We start from the raw sequence: 16400 nt of genomic DNA on the forward strand, positions 1-16400 counted from the left end.
AAGCCCGTTACCCCATAAAAACACTATATACTTTAATATTCTACTTGAAACAAAAAACCCAAACTTTTTAGTTTGGGTTTTTGATTTATTCTTCAATCTCTTTTTGTAACTTAAAGTCTTCCATAAACTTAGTAGTGTAATTACCTGCTAGGTAATCTGGATGATCCATTAGCTGCCTATGAAACGGAATGGTAGTTTTAATACCTTCGATTACAAATTCATCTAATGCACGCTTCATTTTATTAATCGCTTCTTCTCGTGTTTGAGCTGTTGTAATCAGCTTCGCAATCATAGAATCGTAATTTGGCGGAATACTATACCCTGCATAAACATGCGTATCTAAACGAACTCCATGTCCGCCTGGGGCATGTAGCGTTGTGATTCTACCTGGTGACGGTCTAAAATCATTGAACGGATCTTCCGCATTAATTCGACATTCAATAGAATGTAAATTTGGTGTATAGTTTTTACCAGAAATTGGAACTCCCGCTGCCACTAATATTTGCTCACGAATCAAATCAAAATCAATAACTTGTTCTGTAATTGGATGCTCAACCTGAATACGCGTATTCATTTCCATAAAGTAGAAGTTACGATGCTTATCGACTAAAAACTCTACAGTACCTGCACCTTCATATTTAATGAACTCCGCCGCTTTAACGGCTGCTTTACCCATTTTAGTCCTTAATTTATCGGTCATAAATGGAGAAGGCACCTCTTCTGTTAACTTTTGGTGACGTCTTTGAATTGAGCAATCGCGTTCAGATAAATGACATGCTTTTCCTCGCGAATCACCAACAATTTGTATTTCAATATGGCGTGGCTCTTCAATGAGCTTTTCCATATACATATCATCATTTCCAAATGCGGCTTTAGATTCTGAACGTGCAGATTCCCAAGCATTTTGAAGATCTTCTGGTTTCCATACAGCACGCATACCTTTTCCTCCACCACCAGCTGAAGCTTTAAGCATTACAGGGTATCCTGTTTCTTTAGCTACTTTTTTACAATCTTCAAAAGTTTCAATGACTCCGTCACTACCTGGAACACAAGGTACACCAGCAGCTTTCATTGTCGCTTTCGCATTGGCTTTATCACCCATTCGATTAATCATCTCTTCAGATGCACCTATGAATTTTATACCATGCTCTTCACAGATTTTAGAAAACTTCGCATTTTCAGATAAAAAACCATATCCTGGATGAATTCCATCTGCATTTGTAATTTCTGCAGCTGCAATTATATTTGATATTTTGAGGTAAGATTCACTACTTGGAGCTGGTCCAATGCAAACCGCTTCGTCAGCAAATTTTACATGAAGACTTTCAGCATCTGCCGTTGAATATACAGCTACCGTTCGTATACCCATTTCTTTACAGGTTCTAATAACTCTAAGCGCTATTTCACCTCTATTGGCAATTAGTATTTTTTTAAACATAACTTTTAGGTATTTAAAATTTCAAATTCCAAATTTCTACATATGAGAAATTATACTTTGGAATTTTAAATCGGGTTATGATGGATCTACCAAGAATAATGGCTGATCGAATTCTACAGGTGATGCATCGTCAACAAGTACTTTTACAATTTTACCAGAAATTTCTGATTCAATCTCGTTGAATAACTTCATTGCTTCAATAACACAAAGTACATCTCCTTCTTTAATATCAGTACCAACCTCAACAAAAACAGGTTTATCTGGAGATGGTTTGCGATAAAATGTACCAATTATTGGTGATTTTATAGTTATATATTTTGAATCTTCTGAAGCAGCTGTCGGTGCTGCAGCTTCTTGCGCAGGAGCGGCAGCTTGTTGTGCTGGTATTTGCTGTTGCATTACTGGTGCAGCATGCATTGGCACCTGTTGTACAATTGTAGTCTCATTTTCTGAACCCGTTCTAATGGTGATTTTAATATCATCCATTTCTAACTTAACTTCACTCGCACCAGATTTGGCAACAAATTTAATTAAGTTTTGAATTTCTTTTATATCCATAATTTAAGATATTTTGATTAGTTAGTTTTTAATTAGGAGTTATAAGCCCACTTAAGATAAATTGAGCCCCAAGTAAATCCGCCACCAAAGGCAGCAAATATAATTTTATCACCTTTTTTAAGTTGTGATTCATAATCAAATAATAATAATGGTAATGTTGCAGAAGTTGTATTACCATACCTCTGAATATTCATCATTACTTTATCTTCTTCCAATTCTATTCTATTAGCCGTAGCATCGATAATACGTTTATTCGCTTGGTGTGCTGCTAACCACGAAATCTCATCGTTGGTAAGATTATTTCTTTTCATAATCTTCTCTGCAACATCTGCCATATTAAATACGGCATTTTTAAAGACTGTTTTTCCATCTTGAAAAACATAGTGTTTGCCTTCTTTAAACGTATTTTCATTTATGGGGTATGAAGACCCTCCGTAAGTCGCTTGTAAAAAGTCTCTTCCTTCTCCATTACTTCTCAGTAACTCATCTTGTAGACCTAAACCTTCTTCATTAGGTTCAAAAAGTACGGCACCAGCACCATCACCAAAGATAATACAGGTTGCTCTGTCTTTGTAATTAATAAATGATGAGTTTTTATCCGCTCCGATTAGAAGAATTTTTTTGTAGCGACCCGCTTCAATATAGGCTGTTGCAGTTGACATCCCAAAAAGAAAACTAGAACATGCCGCCTCCAAATCGTATGAAAATGCATTTACAGCTCCAATTTCTGTTGCTGTATAGGCAGCTGTTGAAGCAGCTTTCATATCTGGTGAAGCCGTACAAACAATAACCAAATCTATTTCTTTAGGGTCTAATCCTGTTTTTTGAATGAGGTCTTCAGCCGCTTTTATGGCTAAGAACGAGGTCCCTTTTCCGTCCTCTTTAAGAATTCGACGCTCTTTAATACCTGTTCTTGACGTAATCCACTCATCGTTTGTTTCAACCATGGTTTCAAGAATCTTGTTCGTTAAAACATATTCAGGAACATAGCCTCCGACAGCTGTAATTGCCGCTGTGATTTTACTCATTATTAGCTTTTATATTAATTAAAAGTATGAAAAATTGATAAAAACCGTAGTGTTTTATTCAATATTCCTCGTTTTTTGGCAAATAGTAACGCAAAGTAAGTGGTTTTTGCTCTATTCAAAAAATAATAACAAAAAAAACGCTCACATAGGAGCGTTTTCTTATATGCATGCATAGTATTTATGCTACATTTTCTTCTTCAACAGAGTTGTCAATAAGCACTTGACCTCTGTAATATAATTTACCTTCGAACCAATGAGCTCTATGGTATAAGTGTGGCTCACCAGTTGTTGGGCAAGTTGATATTTGAGGTACAGAAGCTTTATAATGTGTTCTTCTTTTATCTCTTCTTGTTTTCGATATTTTACGCTTTGGATGTGCCATTTTAAATGTTATTTATCCGTTAATAGTTTTTTTAAATTATTCCAACGAGGATCAATATCCTCTGATGATTTTTCTTTATCGTCCACATTTGGACTCAATTCTTCTAATTTTGAAAGTATGTCTGATTGCAATGTACCATCTTCAATACCTGGATGAACTCTTTTAATAGGAACTGCTAAAATTATCAGTTCGTATATGTATTGCGCTACATTAATTTCATATTCGCCATGCGGTAAAATTAAAATAGCTTCATTATCATCATTATACGCATTACCAAACTTAACAACCAATTTAAAATCGTCGTTAATTGCCTGACTATAAGGCTCATTTGTAATATCACAATTCACATTAACGGTACCTTCGGCCGAAAAACACAACTCCATAAGCGTTGATTTTTTTTCGAATTCTAGGTCAATTTTAACATCAACTGCATTAAATTCATCATATTCAAAATGCTGAAAGAACGTATTATCAATTTGAAAATCAAAATGATGCATTCCTACCTTTAAACCTACAAAAGGGATAGTATAAGATTTTAATGCCTTCATTATCACATTCAATTTGAGCGTGCAAATATATAACTTTTTCCTTATTTAACGCCTAGATATCAACAAATTTTGTTTATAACTATCGAGATCCCTTTTTTAAAGGGTTTTTGCTGTAGTAATTATACTCCTTTCTGTGTCTAAAAATTTCGATTGCTGTTACAATAGCTTGCTTCATTGAACTTTCATCAGCTATACCTTTTCCTGCAATCTCATAGGCTGTACCATGATCTGGGGAAGTTCTCACTTTATCTAAGCCTGCGGTATAATTAACTCCATTACCAAAAGCGATTGTTTTAAAAGGTATTAAACCTTGATCGTGATAAGAAGCAATTATGGCATCAAAATTTTTATACGTTTTAGAACCAAAAAAACTGTCTGCGGAATATGGTCCGTAAACTAAAGTACCATCAGATTTTATTTTTTCTAAGGTGGGTTTTAAAATCGTGTCATCCTCATTACCGATCACTCCGTTATCACCTGCATGTGGATTAATAGCTAAAACAGCAATTTTTGGTTTTCTAATTCCAAAGTCTTGTTTTAAGGATTTGGTCACTGTTGCTATTTTCTCTTTAATAAGCTCTACTGTAATCGCATTACTAGCATCTTTAAGCGGCACGTGATCTGTTAAAAGTCCCACGCGCAAGTCGTCAGACACCATAAACATTAAGCTTTTTCCATTTAAGGCTTTAGCTAAATAATCCGTGTGACCTGGAAAATTAAATTTTTCGGACTGAATGTTATGCTTATTTATAGGTGCTGTTACTAACACATCAATAGTTCCTTCCTTTAAAGCATTAGTCGCAGCTTCAAGAGACCGAATAGCGTATTCACCTATTTTTTTATTTTCTTTACCAAATTCAATTTTCACAGGTTCGTTCCAAACATTAACGACATTAACCTTACCATGCACCACTTTTTCAGGTGAATCGATACTGAAAAAATTAATTTTACTATTAAATTGAGTCTTAAAAAACTGCATGGTTTTAGCTGAAGCAAAAATCACAGGCGTATTTAGTTCTAAAGATCTTGGATCTTCATACGTCTTGATGACTATTTCTGCACCAATACCATTAAGGTCTCCAATAGAAATACCAACAATTATCTTTTCGTCTTTTTTCATTTTTTGTCTTTAACTTTGTAATTGCAAATTTAACTAAATAAAGTACAAATTATGTTTACAGGTATTATAGAAGATCTCGGAACAATTAAAAACTTAAATAGAGAAGGTGGAAACCTCCATATTACAGTACATACCGCTATAACCAATGAATTAAAAATTGATCAGAGTGTTGCTCATAACGGAGTTTGCTTAACGGTTGTTGGTATTGAAGGAGATTCTTATACGGTTACAGCTATCCAAGAAACGCTTGACAAAACGAATTTGGGTGTACTTAAAGAAGGTGATTTGGTAAATATTGAACGTGCTATGAAACTCAGTGACCGCTTAGATGGCCACATTGTTCAAGGTCATGTAGATCAAACAGCAACATGTGTAGATATTAAAGACGAAGATGGTAGTTGGGTATTTACTTTTGAATATGATAAGCATCTTAACAATATAACAATAGAAAAAGGGTCAATTACAGTGAACGGAGTGAGTTTAACGGTTGTCAATTCTCAATTGAATCGTTTCTCAGTAGCGATTATACCCTATACATTTAATCATACCACATTTAAAACATTAAACGTTGGCGATACGATTAATTTAGAATTTGATGTTATAGGAAAATATGTGAAGCGTCTTAATGACTTAAGATATTAAGCCTTTTTAACAGATAATTTATAAGATATATAAACACCATAGCATAACGCAAGTGTAAATAAAACAACTATTCCAGTATCAATAGGAAGACCAGGTGGTGATGGAGGTGCTGGCGGCGGCGGAACAGATCCTGTAGTGTCCTGAGCCATAGAAGCGAAACCTACAAAAAAAACTAAGATTGAGACAAGCATATTTTTCTGATGCATTCTATTAATTATGGTGTAAAAGTATTAAAAAAAACGAGTTGACAAAATTAAATTAATTAAAAACATCTTTAAACGGCAAATTTTATCGACAAAATGCATAAATTAAGGCTATATTAGGGAAGTTACCTACATTTTTCATAATGATTTAATGCAAATATAATATTTAAATTATATAAACGACACACTGAATACGCTCAAATCACAAAATAAGCGTTTAACTACCAATGGTTTCTAAAAATAAATTCGCAAAACAGCATTAGTAGTAATCCCTAAAGAATATTTAGAAAACTTTATCGGATCATTTTCAGCATCAATTCTATAATAATTATTTATTGGATTTTTGATATCAGCGACATTCCATGCTGAAATACCCACTTCTGTTCGTAACGCTTTATTTATTCTAAATTTATAAAGTGCTGAAGCATCTATTCTAATGTATTCTTTTAGTCTTTCGTTGTTAGCGCTATCAAAATTTACAGCATCATCTACAACTTCATTACCTAATAGCGGTATCGATGTTGGTTTGCCCACTCTATAGTTAAGCCCTGCAGATATATTCCACGTATCATTACTATATGTAGCACCAAATGTAAAAGCGTGGGTGATATCAAAATTACTAGGAAACTCTATGTCTTCTAGAGTTTCAAAAGTGTAATCGTTATCCATATAAGCGTAACTTAACCATGTATTTAGATTTATGAAATTTTTTCGGACTAAAACTTCAGCACCAATAACATCATAGCCGCCTTTTTCTTTTTCAAATTCATATTTAGTTGTAAACCCCTGACTTTGTGTAGTAACACCATCTACATTTTGATAATACCCTTTAACATCTAACAACCAACCTTTATTTTTATAAAGCAGTCCTATTGACGCTTGCCTACTTTTAATAATAGGTATACTATCATTATCCGTAAGTTGCCATCGCCGTTTTTCTACCCCTAAGAAATCATTTTGAAAATTGATAATTTGTGAGGTGTTTTGGTGCTTAAATTCGGCTAAAGCTTCTAATTCAAAATGATTTCCTAGAGCTTTTCTAATATTTAAACGAGGTTCTACAATCAATTCATCAAACTTTTCGAGATAATTAACTCTGGCCCCTAATTTCACAATAAGATCTTTGTTTTTATTTTCATACTTAGCCTGTGTAAATACAGCTTGTTCTCTTAAAACTTCAGAGTCACGCCTAACAAATCGTGGCACATCAATGTCGTTGAGATTTGTAATTTCAGATTCAATAAAATTATAGCCTAAATTAAGTTGCCATTGGCTTTGGGTATAAAACCCTTCTAATTTTACAGACGTTTCAGACACTATGTTTTCTTGCAAAAAGCGCTGTTCTGCCATAATATTAGCATTGACGGCTTGTAATTTATAATCTGTATTATAAACATTAAGAACTGTGCTTAAGTTATCGTTCCATTGTCGTTTATAATTTAAACCTGCAGAAATACTCTTTTGAGAAATACTACTTTCTCGTGTTTCTTGTATACCATTAAAAAGTGCAGATTCATCAAACGTTAAATCATTGTGTACGAGAAGAAAATTTAATCGTATAAAATCCTTATTCGTTGGGTTATAAAGCCATCGTAACGAGGTATCATAAAAATCAAAAGATTGATTTGAGTTAGAAACACTAGTTGTATTTTCTTCTATTTCCGTGTCTTGTGTAACACGTTTAAAATAGGTTTCATAGGTTGGTGTGCGTACTAAGTCATCAATAGATTTCCGTCCTGCAATTTGTACTGAGGATTTTTCACCAATAGGTACATTAAAAAATAAATCGGCATTAAGAAGGTTAAGACCAAAGGAACCTTCAAAACTAGAGTCAATATTTTTATTAGAACGCATATCTATAGTTCCGGAAACACCATCAGTATAGGAAGCATCAGTTCCGTTATTAATCACCCTTGCTGTTTGTGTCATTTGCGGATTGAAACTAGAAATTAGCCCAAAAAAATGACTGGATTGATACATTTTAATCCCATCCCAAAGTAATAAGTTTTGATCGTTAGAACCTCCTCTTATATTAATATTAGAAACCGTCTCATCCACACTTAGCACACTTGGTAATGCCTGAACCGTATGCAAGACATCTGATTCAATAAGTCCTGGCAGCATCGTAAATTTACCATAGTCAATTGAAATACTTCCATCTTGCTGTTTATCTATACCTTTTATAATATAACCGTTGAGAAATACGGAGCTGAACATTTCTACTTCTTCTAATAGAGTTATAGTTTCACAACTATTAAGGTTAAGATTTTTGGCTTGACGCTCTATGGTTTTAAAACCGATAAATCTAATTGTAATCAATTCTTCTAAGGAAGATATTTCTATTTCAAAATAGCCATCATCATTGGTAACCGTATAATTACTTTTTGCATTTATGGTTGCACCATAAAGTGGATTTCCTAAACTATCTCGTAAATATCCACAAACTTTTAGAGCTTTAGATATGGTAATAACCACATCACTAATTCTAGTAAAAACAAAATTAGTTTGTTGTTCTAAGTTTTTGATTTTAGCATTAAGACTTGCACCATCTGTAATAGGAAATACATAAATATCTTTGAGAAGGTCACTTTTATAATTAAAGGTCGTACTATGCGCTTTAGAAATCTCATTAAGCACCTGTTTTATTGAAACTTTTTCGTCATTAGTTTGTGCGCTTAAAGACAGGCAGCACAGAAAACTTACCAAAAAAGTAATCCAATTAATTTTTAACATTATTTATCGTGACCTTTTTGTTATTTACAATAGTATAGGTCAAACCAAATGGCTGTGTAATAGATTTTAAAGCACTATTAAGATTGTTGTGTTCAAACGCACCAGTAAACCTCAACTCATTAGTATTTATAGAATCTGTAACGCTAATATTATATTGATTTTCAAGCTCTATAAAAACCGCTTTTATTGGAGCATCTTTAAACACACTCATCTTCTTTAACCAATAAGGTTCAGCTACAACAATGTCTGATTTTTTAGCGACACCTGACTCTAAAACAAACTCTGAACCTGCAGGTAATTTAATGATTTCATCGTTATAACTTACCTGCACTAAACCCTCATAACAAGTAACCTTAAAAATACTGTCTTTTGTAAATACATTAAACTCGGTTCCTAAAACAGTCACTTTTCCAAATGCAGTATTGACGTCAAATTGCATTCCTTTTTCAACATCAAAAAAAGCTTCTCCTTTTAAATTTAGTGTTCTTTCGTGTTCCCAATTTGAAGAATTGTAGTCAAGTTGGGATAATTCATTAAGTTCTACTCTAGAGTTATCGGGAAGTGTAATCGTTTCTTTCTGTGCTAAATTGGTTGAAATTGTGTTGGTATCATCTTTATTCCAAAACAAAAAGAGCGTTAAACCTATTATAAAAATCGCTGCAAAACTTGAAGCCACTCGCATCCAATTGAAAGGTACTGCTTTCTTGTCTTGTAATCGTTGATCTAAAATTTCAAAATCAGGAACTTTAGCCTGATGATGACCACTAAATCGTTGAGCCTCTTCTACTATTTCCTCATACAACTTGGCATCATCTAAAGCCTTAAAAGCTTCCGCTTCTGCTTCAGACAAGTCATTGTCCAACCATTTTTTTAGTAAATTTTCTTTATCCATAACTCGATGTTATACTTATAAAACAACTCAACTTTCAATTATCCCAAAATTATTTTCAATTCAGTTCTTCTAATTGACCTTTCAACTTATTTAAAGCGGCATAAATTCGATGTTCAGCAACTTTTTTAGTAATATTTAATAATTCACCTATTTCTTTATGGGTTTTTCCATCGACTTTACTTAATAGAAAAGCAACACGTTCTTCTTCTTTTAAAGTTGACAATGCCACTTCATAGCGTTTTAGAAATTCCTTTTTACGCAACATAAATTCTGGAGTTTCATTAGTATATTCCTTAGGCTTTACTTTTTGATGTTTAAACACAATATTTTGGTGCTTCACTTCATTTAGCATCATATTGTTTGCAACTGTATACAAATAAGATTTTGCAGCTTCAGGCGCTACTTTTGCGCAATTTTCCCATAATTTAATAAAGGCATCTTGCACTTTATCTGAAGGATTTAACAAATCCCCATACTTATAATATAAAATGTTACTCATACGCTGCGCATACTTTTCGTAGAGTTTAGAAAAGCGCAATTTATCACAGATATCTTTGTGGAGCGACTTAGGCAATTAAAAATGATTTTGAAATTTGAATATCCAAAAGTATACTTTTTTAAAAGATCATAAAAAAGTTAGTGTTATTAAAATATCAAATTTAGATTTTAGATTTTGGTTTAAAAAATTTGGGAGATTTTAATATACAGTTGTTTTAAAACTATAAGCCCAATTTAAAACCTCGCAAAATATGAATCAATCAATTGAAACTAAAAACTACGATTCAAAATCTAAAACAACTCGAAATACAATTAAATAAATAAAAAATTAAAAATTTCTCGGGACATTTAATTACTAAGTTGTTCTAAGTATAAAGGCGATAATTTAAGAGCCTTAATAAATAAAAGCTTAACCATAATTATAAAAACAAATTAACAATGAAAACTATCAAACCTTTACTTTTTGCCTTAATAGGTTTATTTCTAACAATGACGTCTTGTAGAACCGAAGACGATGTCAATATAGATCCACCTACAGAATCTACTTTACAACCTAATTCAGCATTAGCAAGCCAGATTCAGCTGGTCACCATGAATGACGGTTCTATCGATAATATCGTTTACAATGCTAATTGTTTTACCATTCAACTTCCACTTTCAGTAACCATTAATGGAGTAGAATTAACCATTACTAATGTTAATGATTATGACGATCTTGAAGATATTCTTGATGAATTTGATGACGATGACGATGATGTTGAGATTGCTTTTCCAATTACAATCATTCTTGCCGATTATACTGAAATTCAAATCAACAATTTAGATCAGTTAGAAGATTATGCTGACGACTGTAACGATGAAAATGAAATTGACGATGATATTGAATGCTTAGATTTTGTTTATCCTATTACAGCTTCACTATTTAATACCAGTAACGAAGTTGTGGCAACATTAACATTTACTAACGATTACGATTTGTATGAATTTATAGATGATATTGACGAGGATGATTTAATTGGATTCGAATTCCCAATAAGTATTGTCATTGCAGATGGTACCGAAATCGCAATTAACAACTTTGATGATCTTGATAATGCTATTGATACTTATGGAGATGATTGTGATGAAGATGACGATTACGACCATGACGATGATGATTGTACTAACTGTACACCAAGTCAATTAGAGTCTATTTTAACCGCTTGTTCTGGTTGGTACATAGACGAATTAGAACGCAATGATAATGACTTAGAAGACAACTATAATGGCTACTTATTTGATTTCTTCACTGATAATACAGTAACCGTAACTTGGAGTGGTAACACTGCAAACGGCACTTGGACAACTAGCGGAACAGGAAACAACATCACTGTAACCTTTAATATCTCAGGATTTGATGATATTAATGATACATGGTATTTAGATGAAATCGATAACGACGATGATGACAATGAAACTGAAGTAAGTTTTGAAATTGGTGATGATGACGAGTTAGAATTTAAAAACAATAATTGCAACTAATCCTTAAAATTAAATAATACACAAATCTTAAAATTATACATTATGAAATTACAATCTATGAAAACCCTATTTACACCTAAAACTTTATTAAGTGCTATACTTGTTTTTAGCTTACTATCTTGCTCAAGCGACGATGACAACCACAACGACGATTGTAATAATTGCACAACAGAACAATTAGAAGCTGTTTTAATTACATGTTCTGATTGGTATATTGAAGATTTAGAACTTAGCAATATAGATTTAGAAAGCAATTATGTAGGTTACTTCTTTAATTTTTTTACTGACAATACGATAACCGTATCTTGGGATGAAAATACAGCAAATGGTACATGGACCGCTACTGGAACAGGAAACAACATCAACGTCACCTTTAATATTCCAGATTTTGATGATATCAATAATACGTGGAGATTAGATGAAATTGAAAACATAAATAATACAGAAGTAAGTTTTGAAATCAGTACAAATAACGATTTAGAATTTAAAAGCAACAATTGTAATTAATTGCAAGGTTTAATTTTAAACTTTGATTGATAGCAGAACCAACCATGAAGACATTTGTGGTTGGTTTTTTTATAATAAGCATGAAAAGTTTAATACAAAACTACTAGTGTTCTTTAGTACTCGTGCTTATAGTCTCATAAGCCATTTTAACCTCTGCCTCACCATATTTTCGCTCTAAACGTTTTATGGTAAAATGAGCTGTAGCCATCTTCTGAAAGTGATCTACAAAAACATAATTTAATCCACCACCTCCAATAGCGCCAACCACAGGAACAGCTTGTGCTAAAAATTTCTCACTAATTAAAAGGCTTAATCTCGTCGCAATTTTAGATAAAAAGTTTCCAACCGCATTAGATCCCAGTGCACTTGCTCCTTTTACTAAACTCTCTAAACTCATTTTTATGCCTGCTGTTGAGACATTATTTAAAGCAGAATTTAATGCCAAACGTGTGGTGTAATAACTAGCTTCCATGCCATCATCATCTAATGAATCTCCTCCAAGCGCAAAAACTTGCAGACATGCCATCTGCCCTTCTAAAGCATAGATGTCTTCACCTTCGCTTCGTGCAATATCCATAATGGTACGCATTAAAAACTTAGTGGTAATCGTAACTTCAGATGCAAAAATAGCAGTTCCAAAACCCGTAGACGATCCAAAAAAACCACTTAAAGCTCCTGTACCAGTGACAATACTTTTATAAGTGTTTTTTGAAGGCTTTTTAAAAGTTTTATTCTTTTGAATGGTTAATAAATTAGCTTTAATAATTTTTAATAATACAGATTCTGTAATCTTTTGGACTTTAACTAATACTTTTTCTGGCACGTAGCTAATTCCTGTTTCAACCGTATTACCAATTTTATTGACATTACGAATGGCCCAACCTAAATTTTGCATGCTAGATTTTGCGTGCACTAAGGCTTCTTTGTCTTCTGGTGATATGGGATTTGCTGTTAGATTCAAGGGCTTCTATTTATAGGATTTGTCGGTTAATCTTCTTAATTGTTACAAAATCAACACCATCTCAATCAAAAATTAACCCTCCTTAACAGTATTATTATATTCAGACACAAACTCATCGCGTCCATTGTATTCCACATTTTCCTTTATGAGAATATCTATTGGAAGGTAAATTTTATGTTCTGGAACTTTATTTTGAATTAGAAAATCAGTTAACAACCTTACCGATTTATAACCTTGATCAAACGGTTTTTGAGAGATTAAAAATGAAACTGAATCATTCAGTAAACATGCTGTATTTTGGGGTGTATTATCAAACCCTATAAGTTCTAAATGCTTTAACCGATTGTTTTCAATACAATCGACTACTTTATAAATTCTACTCGAAGGCACAAAAACACCTTTAACTTCAGGACGTGTTTGTAAATATGAATTAATGATTTCCTTTGCCTCAAGCACATTATGGATATCCTCAATTTTTAATGTCTGCGGTGTTGAATTAATCTCATTTTTCAAAAAATAATCCTGAAAGCCTTTAACTCTATTAGATATCGCATTGTTTTTAGTACTATTTTGACTCGATTGAATAATCAAAAATTCACACGGTTGCACATTATTAAAATGCATTAATTTCCCGGCAATATAGCCCGCTGTATAAGAATCTTGACCTACATATGCCATATTACTAAAGCCCTCAATATCAATATTTAGAAAAAGATATGGAATATTAAGCACTTCTAATTGATTGATAATTTGCTTAGTTTCATCAGAAAAATTAGGCACCATAATCACAGCTGTAGGCTCTGTGTCTAATAGATCTTTAAATGCGCTTAAATAAGATTTCGCGTCAGATTGATTAAATGTGAAACTATTCACCTGAACGCCAAAATTCTTAACATCCTCAGCTGCTTTTAACACGCCTAAATAGGGCGATTTCCAAAATAAATCAGAATCATTATGTTCAGGAATTAACACTGAAATTTGATGTTTCTTTTTCATAGCAAGCGCACTTGCCACAGGATTTACTTTAAAATTATGACGTTCAAGAACCTTCTTAACCTTGGCTTCTGTCTTTTTAGAAACTCCACTTCTGTTATGTATTACGCGATCTACAGTGCCTTCTGAAACATTGGCTTCTTTCGCTATATCCTTAATTGTTATCATGTTTTTATAATATCTCAATCTATAAGATGCAAACTTATCTATTAAACATGTTGCTCTTAAATAATGGCAATTTAGTAAATTAAATACAATTTTGTGTGCGCACACAAAATTGTATTATTATATTTGTGTGTACGCACACGAAAAACACTAACTAGAAACAATTAAGAGACTCAATAATGAATAAAGTAATCGTATTAACAGGAGCAGGAGGCGTTTTATGTAGCACTTTAGCCGTAGCTCTTGCAAATCAAGGAAACAGCATTGCTGTTTTAGATTTAAGAAAAGAAGCAGCAGATAAAGTCGCAGATGAAATTAATGCTTCTGGTGGAAAAGCTATTGGAGTTACGGCTAATGTTTTAGAAAAAGATTCACTAATAGCTGCTAAGAAAATTGTAAATAAGACTTTTGGTAAAGTAGATATCTTGGTGAACGGCGCTGGTGGAAATCATCCTTTAGGCACTACTTCTAACCCCTTTTTAGAAACGGAAGACTTAATTAATACCACTGAGGGTTTTAAAACGTTTTTCGATTTAGACCCAAAAGGCATTGAGTTTACATTCAACCTCAACTTCTTAGGAACTTTAATTCCTACACAAGTTTTTGCTACAGATATGGTTGGTAGAGAAGACTGTTCTGTTTTAAATATTTCTTCTATGAATGCGTTTACACCATTAACAAAAATACCTGCTTATAGTGGTGCGAAAGCCGCTGTATCTAACTTTACACAATGGTTAGCGGTGCACTTTTCTAAAGTCGGTATCCGTGTTAATGCTTTAGCACCAGGGTTTTTCTTAACAGACCAAAATAGAACATTATTAACTAATGAAGATGGAAGTTTAACACAACGAGGCCAACAAATCATTGACCAAACACCAATGAGTCGTTACGGTGAACCTGAAGATTTAATAGGCACAACATTATGGCTATGTGGTGAAGGTTCAAAATTTGTAACAGGAGTTGTAGTACCAATTGATGGTGGATTTTCAGCCTATAGTGGCGTTTAAAAATATAAAAGATGAAACAAAATTTAGAACAAACATGGCGTTGGTACGGACCAAATGACCCTGTTTCTTTAGCAGATATAAAACAAGCAGGAGCTACAGGAATAGTTTCTGCATTACATCATATTCCAAATGGAGAGGTTTGGACCGTTGAAGACATCAACAAAAGAAAATTGACTATAGAAAGTCATGGACTTACATGGTCAGTTGTAGAGTCTGTGCCTATTCATGAAAATATCAAAACCAAGACGGGCGATTATCGGTTATATATTGATAATTACAAACAAACCTTACTAAATTTAGGAACTTGTGGTATCGATACGGTTTGCTACAATTTTATGCCCGTTTTAGATTGGACTCGAACCAATTTAGACTATGAAGTTTCAGATGGATCAACCGCATTACGTTTTGAAGCTGCTGCTTTTGCTGCTTTTGAATTGTATCTATTAAAAAGACCTGGTGCGGAACATGACTATTCGGATGCTCTAAAACAACATGCTACTGACTTTTTGAAGCAGGCTTCTGCTGATGAACAAAAAACCTTGATCCGGAATATAATTGCCGGTTTACCTGGTGCTGAAGAAGGTTATACTTTAGAAGAATTTAATGCCATCTTAGCAACTTATAATAACATTGGTCCAAAAGAATTAAAAGCGAATTTATTTTCATTTCTATCAGAAATTATTCCGGCTGCAGAACAAGCTGGAGTGTTAATGTGTATTCACCCGGATGATCCACCGTTTCCAATTTTAGGCTTACCAAGAGTGGTTTCAACAGAACAAGATATTGTTGATTTATACGAGGCTGTACCTTCTCATAATAACGGACTAACCTTCTGCACAGGTTCTTTTGGTGTTAGAGCGGATAATGATTTAGCAGGTATGGTAGAACGCTTAGGTGAGCGTATTCACTTTATTCATTTACGGGCTACAAAACGTGATGCAGAAGGGAATTTTCATGAAGCCGACCATTTAGATGGTGACGTCGATATGTACGCCGTGATGAAAGCCTTAATTAAAGAACAACAGAAGCGTATTGAAACCGGTCGTAAGGACACTAGAATGCCTTTTAGACCTGATCATGGTCATAAAATGTTAGATGATTTAAAAAAGAAAACTAATCCAGGCTATTCAGGTATTGGACGTTTACGAGGTTTGGCTGAGTTACGAGGTTTAGAACTCGGTATTAGACGTTCATTATAACATAG

Annotated in this window: 17 protein-coding genes; 5 read left to right on the forward strand and 12 right to left on the reverse strand. The window is 33.3% G+C overall.

Annotation, left to right across the window (positions count from 1 at the left end):
- Nucleotides 1-85 precede the first annotated feature (85 nt).
- From accC to pdxA, 6 genes are all read right to left on the reverse strand, one after another.
- A complete protein-coding gene (gene accC / locus KO515_RS00310) occupies nucleotides 86-1438 on the reverse strand; it encodes an acetyl-CoA carboxylase biotin carboxylase subunit (protein WP_215934385.1) in 1353 nt (450 codons plus the stop codon).
- Between the two features lie 75 nt (nucleotides 1439-1513).
- On the reverse strand, nucleotides 1514-1996 hold the full coding sequence (accB, locus tag KO515_RS00315; RefSeq protein WP_215934386.1) for an acetyl-CoA carboxylase biotin carboxyl carrier protein: 483 nt from the start codon (nucleotides 1994-1996) through the stop codon (nucleotides 1514-1516).
- Between the two features lie 32 nt (nucleotides 1997-2028).
- The gene (locus KO515_RS00320) at nucleotides 2029-3024 is read right to left on the reverse strand and encodes a beta-ketoacyl-ACP synthase III (protein WP_215934387.1); all 996 of its coding nucleotides are present in this window, start codon (nucleotides 3022-3024) and stop codon (nucleotides 2029-2031) included.
- Nucleotides 3025-3202: 178 nt separating this feature from the next.
- Nucleotides 3203-3406, reverse strand: a complete 204-nt coding sequence (rpmF, locus tag KO515_RS00325; protein WP_215934388.1) for a 50S ribosomal protein L32 — start codon at nucleotides 3404-3406, stop codon at nucleotides 3203-3205.
- 8 nt (nucleotides 3407-3414) lie between these two features.
- Nucleotides 3415-3954 (reverse strand): YceD family protein, encoded by a 540-nt coding sequence (locus tag KO515_RS00330; protein WP_215934389.1) that lies wholly within the window; start codon nucleotides 3952-3954, stop codon nucleotides 3415-3417.
- A gap of 79 nt (nucleotides 3955-4033) precedes the next feature.
- Nucleotides 4034-5074 (reverse strand): 4-hydroxythreonine-4-phosphate dehydrogenase PdxA, encoded by a 1041-nt coding sequence (gene pdxA / locus KO515_RS00335; RefSeq protein WP_215934390.1) that lies wholly within the window; start codon nucleotides 5072-5074, stop codon nucleotides 4034-4036.
- 51 nt (nucleotides 5075-5125) lie between these two features.
- Here pdxA and KO515_RS00340 point away from each other — a divergent pair, with 51 nt between their 5' ends.
- Nucleotides 5126-5716 carry a riboflavin synthase gene (locus KO515_RS00340; protein WP_215934391.1) on the forward strand — a complete coding sequence of 197 codons (591 nt, stop codon included), beginning with the start codon at nucleotides 5126-5128 and terminating at the stop codon, nucleotides 5714-5716.
- Here KO515_RS00340 and KO515_RS00345 read toward each other — a convergent pair.
- From KO515_RS00345 to KO515_RS00360, 4 genes are all read right to left on the reverse strand, one after another.
- The gene (locus KO515_RS00345) at nucleotides 5713-5907 is read right to left on the reverse strand and encodes a hypothetical protein (RefSeq protein ID WP_215934392.1); all 195 of its coding nucleotides are present in this window, start codon (nucleotides 5905-5907) and stop codon (nucleotides 5713-5715) included. The two genes, KO515_RS00340 and KO515_RS00345, sit on opposite strands and share 4 nt — an antisense overlap.
- Before the next feature lie 246 nt (nucleotides 5908-6153).
- The gene (locus KO515_RS00350) at nucleotides 6154-8652 is read right to left on the reverse strand and encodes a TonB-dependent receptor (protein WP_215934393.1); all 2499 of its coding nucleotides are present in this window, start codon (nucleotides 8650-8652) and stop codon (nucleotides 6154-6156) included.
- Nucleotides 8639-9544 carry a FecR family protein gene (locus tag KO515_RS00355; RefSeq protein ID WP_215934394.1) on the reverse strand — a complete coding sequence of 302 codons (906 nt, stop codon included), beginning with the start codon at nucleotides 9542-9544 and terminating at the stop codon, nucleotides 8639-8641. The genes KO515_RS00350 and KO515_RS00355 overlap by 14 nt, the downstream gene beginning before the upstream one ends.
- Nucleotides 9545-9599: 55 nt before the next feature.
- Nucleotides 9600-10118, reverse strand: coding sequence for an RNA polymerase sigma factor (locus KO515_RS00360; protein WP_215934395.1), 519 nt, complete (start codon nucleotides 10116-10118; stop codon nucleotides 9600-9602).
- A gap of 362 nt (nucleotides 10119-10480) precedes the next feature.
- On the opposite strand from KO515_RS00360, the gene KO515_RS00365 reads away from it, so the two are divergent.
- The gene (locus tag KO515_RS00365) at nucleotides 10481-11563 is read left to right on the forward strand and encodes a hypothetical protein (protein ID WP_215934396.1); all 1083 of its coding nucleotides are present in this window, start codon (nucleotides 10481-10483) and stop codon (nucleotides 11561-11563) included.
- Nucleotides 11564-11605: 42 nt separating this feature from the next.
- Nucleotides 11606-12070, forward strand: coding sequence for a hypothetical protein (locus tag KO515_RS00370; protein WP_215934397.1), 465 nt, complete (start codon nucleotides 11606-11608; stop codon nucleotides 12068-12070).
- Nucleotides 12071-12173: 103 nt separating this feature from the next.
- Here KO515_RS00370 and KO515_RS00375 read toward each other — a convergent pair whose 3' ends face one another.
- The gene (locus tag KO515_RS00375; RefSeq protein ID WP_215934398.1) at nucleotides 12174-13031 is read right to left on the reverse strand and encodes an EcsC family protein; all 858 of its coding nucleotides are present in this window, start codon (nucleotides 13029-13031) and stop codon (nucleotides 12174-12176) included.
- A 72-nt stretch (nucleotides 13032-13103) separates the two neighbouring features.
- Nucleotides 13104-14192, reverse strand: coding sequence for a LacI family DNA-binding transcriptional regulator (locus tag KO515_RS00380; RefSeq protein ID WP_215934399.1), 1089 nt, complete (start codon nucleotides 14190-14192; stop codon nucleotides 13104-13106).
- 176 nt (nucleotides 14193-14368) lie between these two features.
- On the opposite strand from KO515_RS00380, the gene KO515_RS00385 reads away from it, so the two are divergent.
- Together KO515_RS00385 and uxuA are read left to right on the forward strand one after the other, a co-directional pair.
- Nucleotides 14369-15196 (forward strand): SDR family oxidoreductase, encoded by an 828-nt coding sequence (locus KO515_RS00385; protein WP_215934400.1) that lies wholly within the window; start codon nucleotides 14369-14371, stop codon nucleotides 15194-15196.
- An 11-nt stretch (nucleotides 15197-15207) separates the two neighbouring features.
- Nucleotides 15208-16395, forward strand: a complete 1188-nt coding sequence (gene uxuA, locus KO515_RS00390; protein ID WP_215934401.1) for a mannonate dehydratase — start codon at nucleotides 15208-15210, stop codon at nucleotides 16393-16395.
- Nucleotides 16396-16400: the final 5 nt, after the last annotated feature.

The organism is Winogradskyella psychrotolerans (assembly GCF_018860545.1).
Lineage (GTDB): Bacteria > Bacteroidota > Bacteroidia > Flavobacteriales > Flavobacteriaceae > Winogradskyella > Winogradskyella psychrotolerans_A.

Excerpts from the sequence above, each read along its gene's own strand:
- accC (WP_215934385.1), bottom strand. The coding sequence starts at position 1,438 with ATGTTTAAAAAAATACTAATTGCCAATAGAGGTGAAATAGCGCTTAGA.
- accB (WP_215934386.1), bottom strand. The coding sequence starts at position 1,996 with ATGGATATAAAAGAAATTCAAAACTTAATTAAATTTGTTGCCAAATCT.
- KO515_RS00320 (WP_215934387.1), bottom strand. The coding sequence starts at position 3,024 with ATGAGTAAAATCACAGCGGCAATTACAGCTGTCGGAGGCTATGTTCCT.
- rpmF (WP_215934388.1), bottom strand. The coding sequence starts at position 3,406 with ATGGCACATCCAAAGCGTAAAATATCGAAAACAAGAAGAGATAAAAGA.
- KO515_RS00330 (WP_215934389.1), bottom strand. The coding sequence starts at position 3,954 with ATGAAGGCATTAAAATCTTATACTATCCCTTTTGTAGGTTTAAAGGTA.
- pdxA (WP_215934390.1), bottom strand. The coding sequence starts at position 5,074 with ATGAAAAAAGACGAAAAGATAATTGTTGGTATTTCTATTGGAGACCTT.
- KO515_RS00340 (WP_215934391.1), top strand. The coding sequence starts at position 5,126 with ATGTTTACAGGTATTATAGAAGATCTCGGAACAATTAAAAACTTAAAT.
- KO515_RS00345 (WP_215934392.1), bottom strand. The coding sequence starts at position 5,907 with ATGCTTGTCTCAATCTTAGTTTTTTTTGTAGGTTTCGCTTCTATGGCT.
- KO515_RS00350 (WP_215934393.1), bottom strand. The coding sequence starts at position 8,652 with ATGTTAAAAATTAATTGGATTACTTTTTTGGTAAGTTTTCTGTGCTGC.
- KO515_RS00355 (WP_215934394.1), bottom strand. The coding sequence starts at position 9,544 with ATGGATAAAGAAAATTTACTAAAAAAATGGTTGGACAATGACTTGTCT.
- KO515_RS00365 (WP_215934396.1), top strand. The coding sequence starts at position 10,481 with ATGAAAACTATCAAACCTTTACTTTTTGCCTTAATAGGTTTATTTCTA.
- KO515_RS00370 (WP_215934397.1), top strand. The coding sequence starts at position 11,606 with ATGAAATTACAATCTATGAAAACCCTATTTACACCTAAAACTTTATTA.
- KO515_RS00380 (WP_215934399.1), bottom strand. The coding sequence starts at position 14,192 with ATGATAACAATTAAGGATATAGCGAAAGAAGCCAATGTTTCAGAAGGC.
- KO515_RS00385 (WP_215934400.1), top strand. The coding sequence starts at position 14,369 with ATGAATAAAGTAATCGTATTAACAGGAGCAGGAGGCGTTTTATGTAGC.
- uxuA (WP_215934401.1), top strand. The coding sequence starts at position 15,208 with ATGAAACAAAATTTAGAACAAACATGGCGTTGGTACGGACCAAATGAC.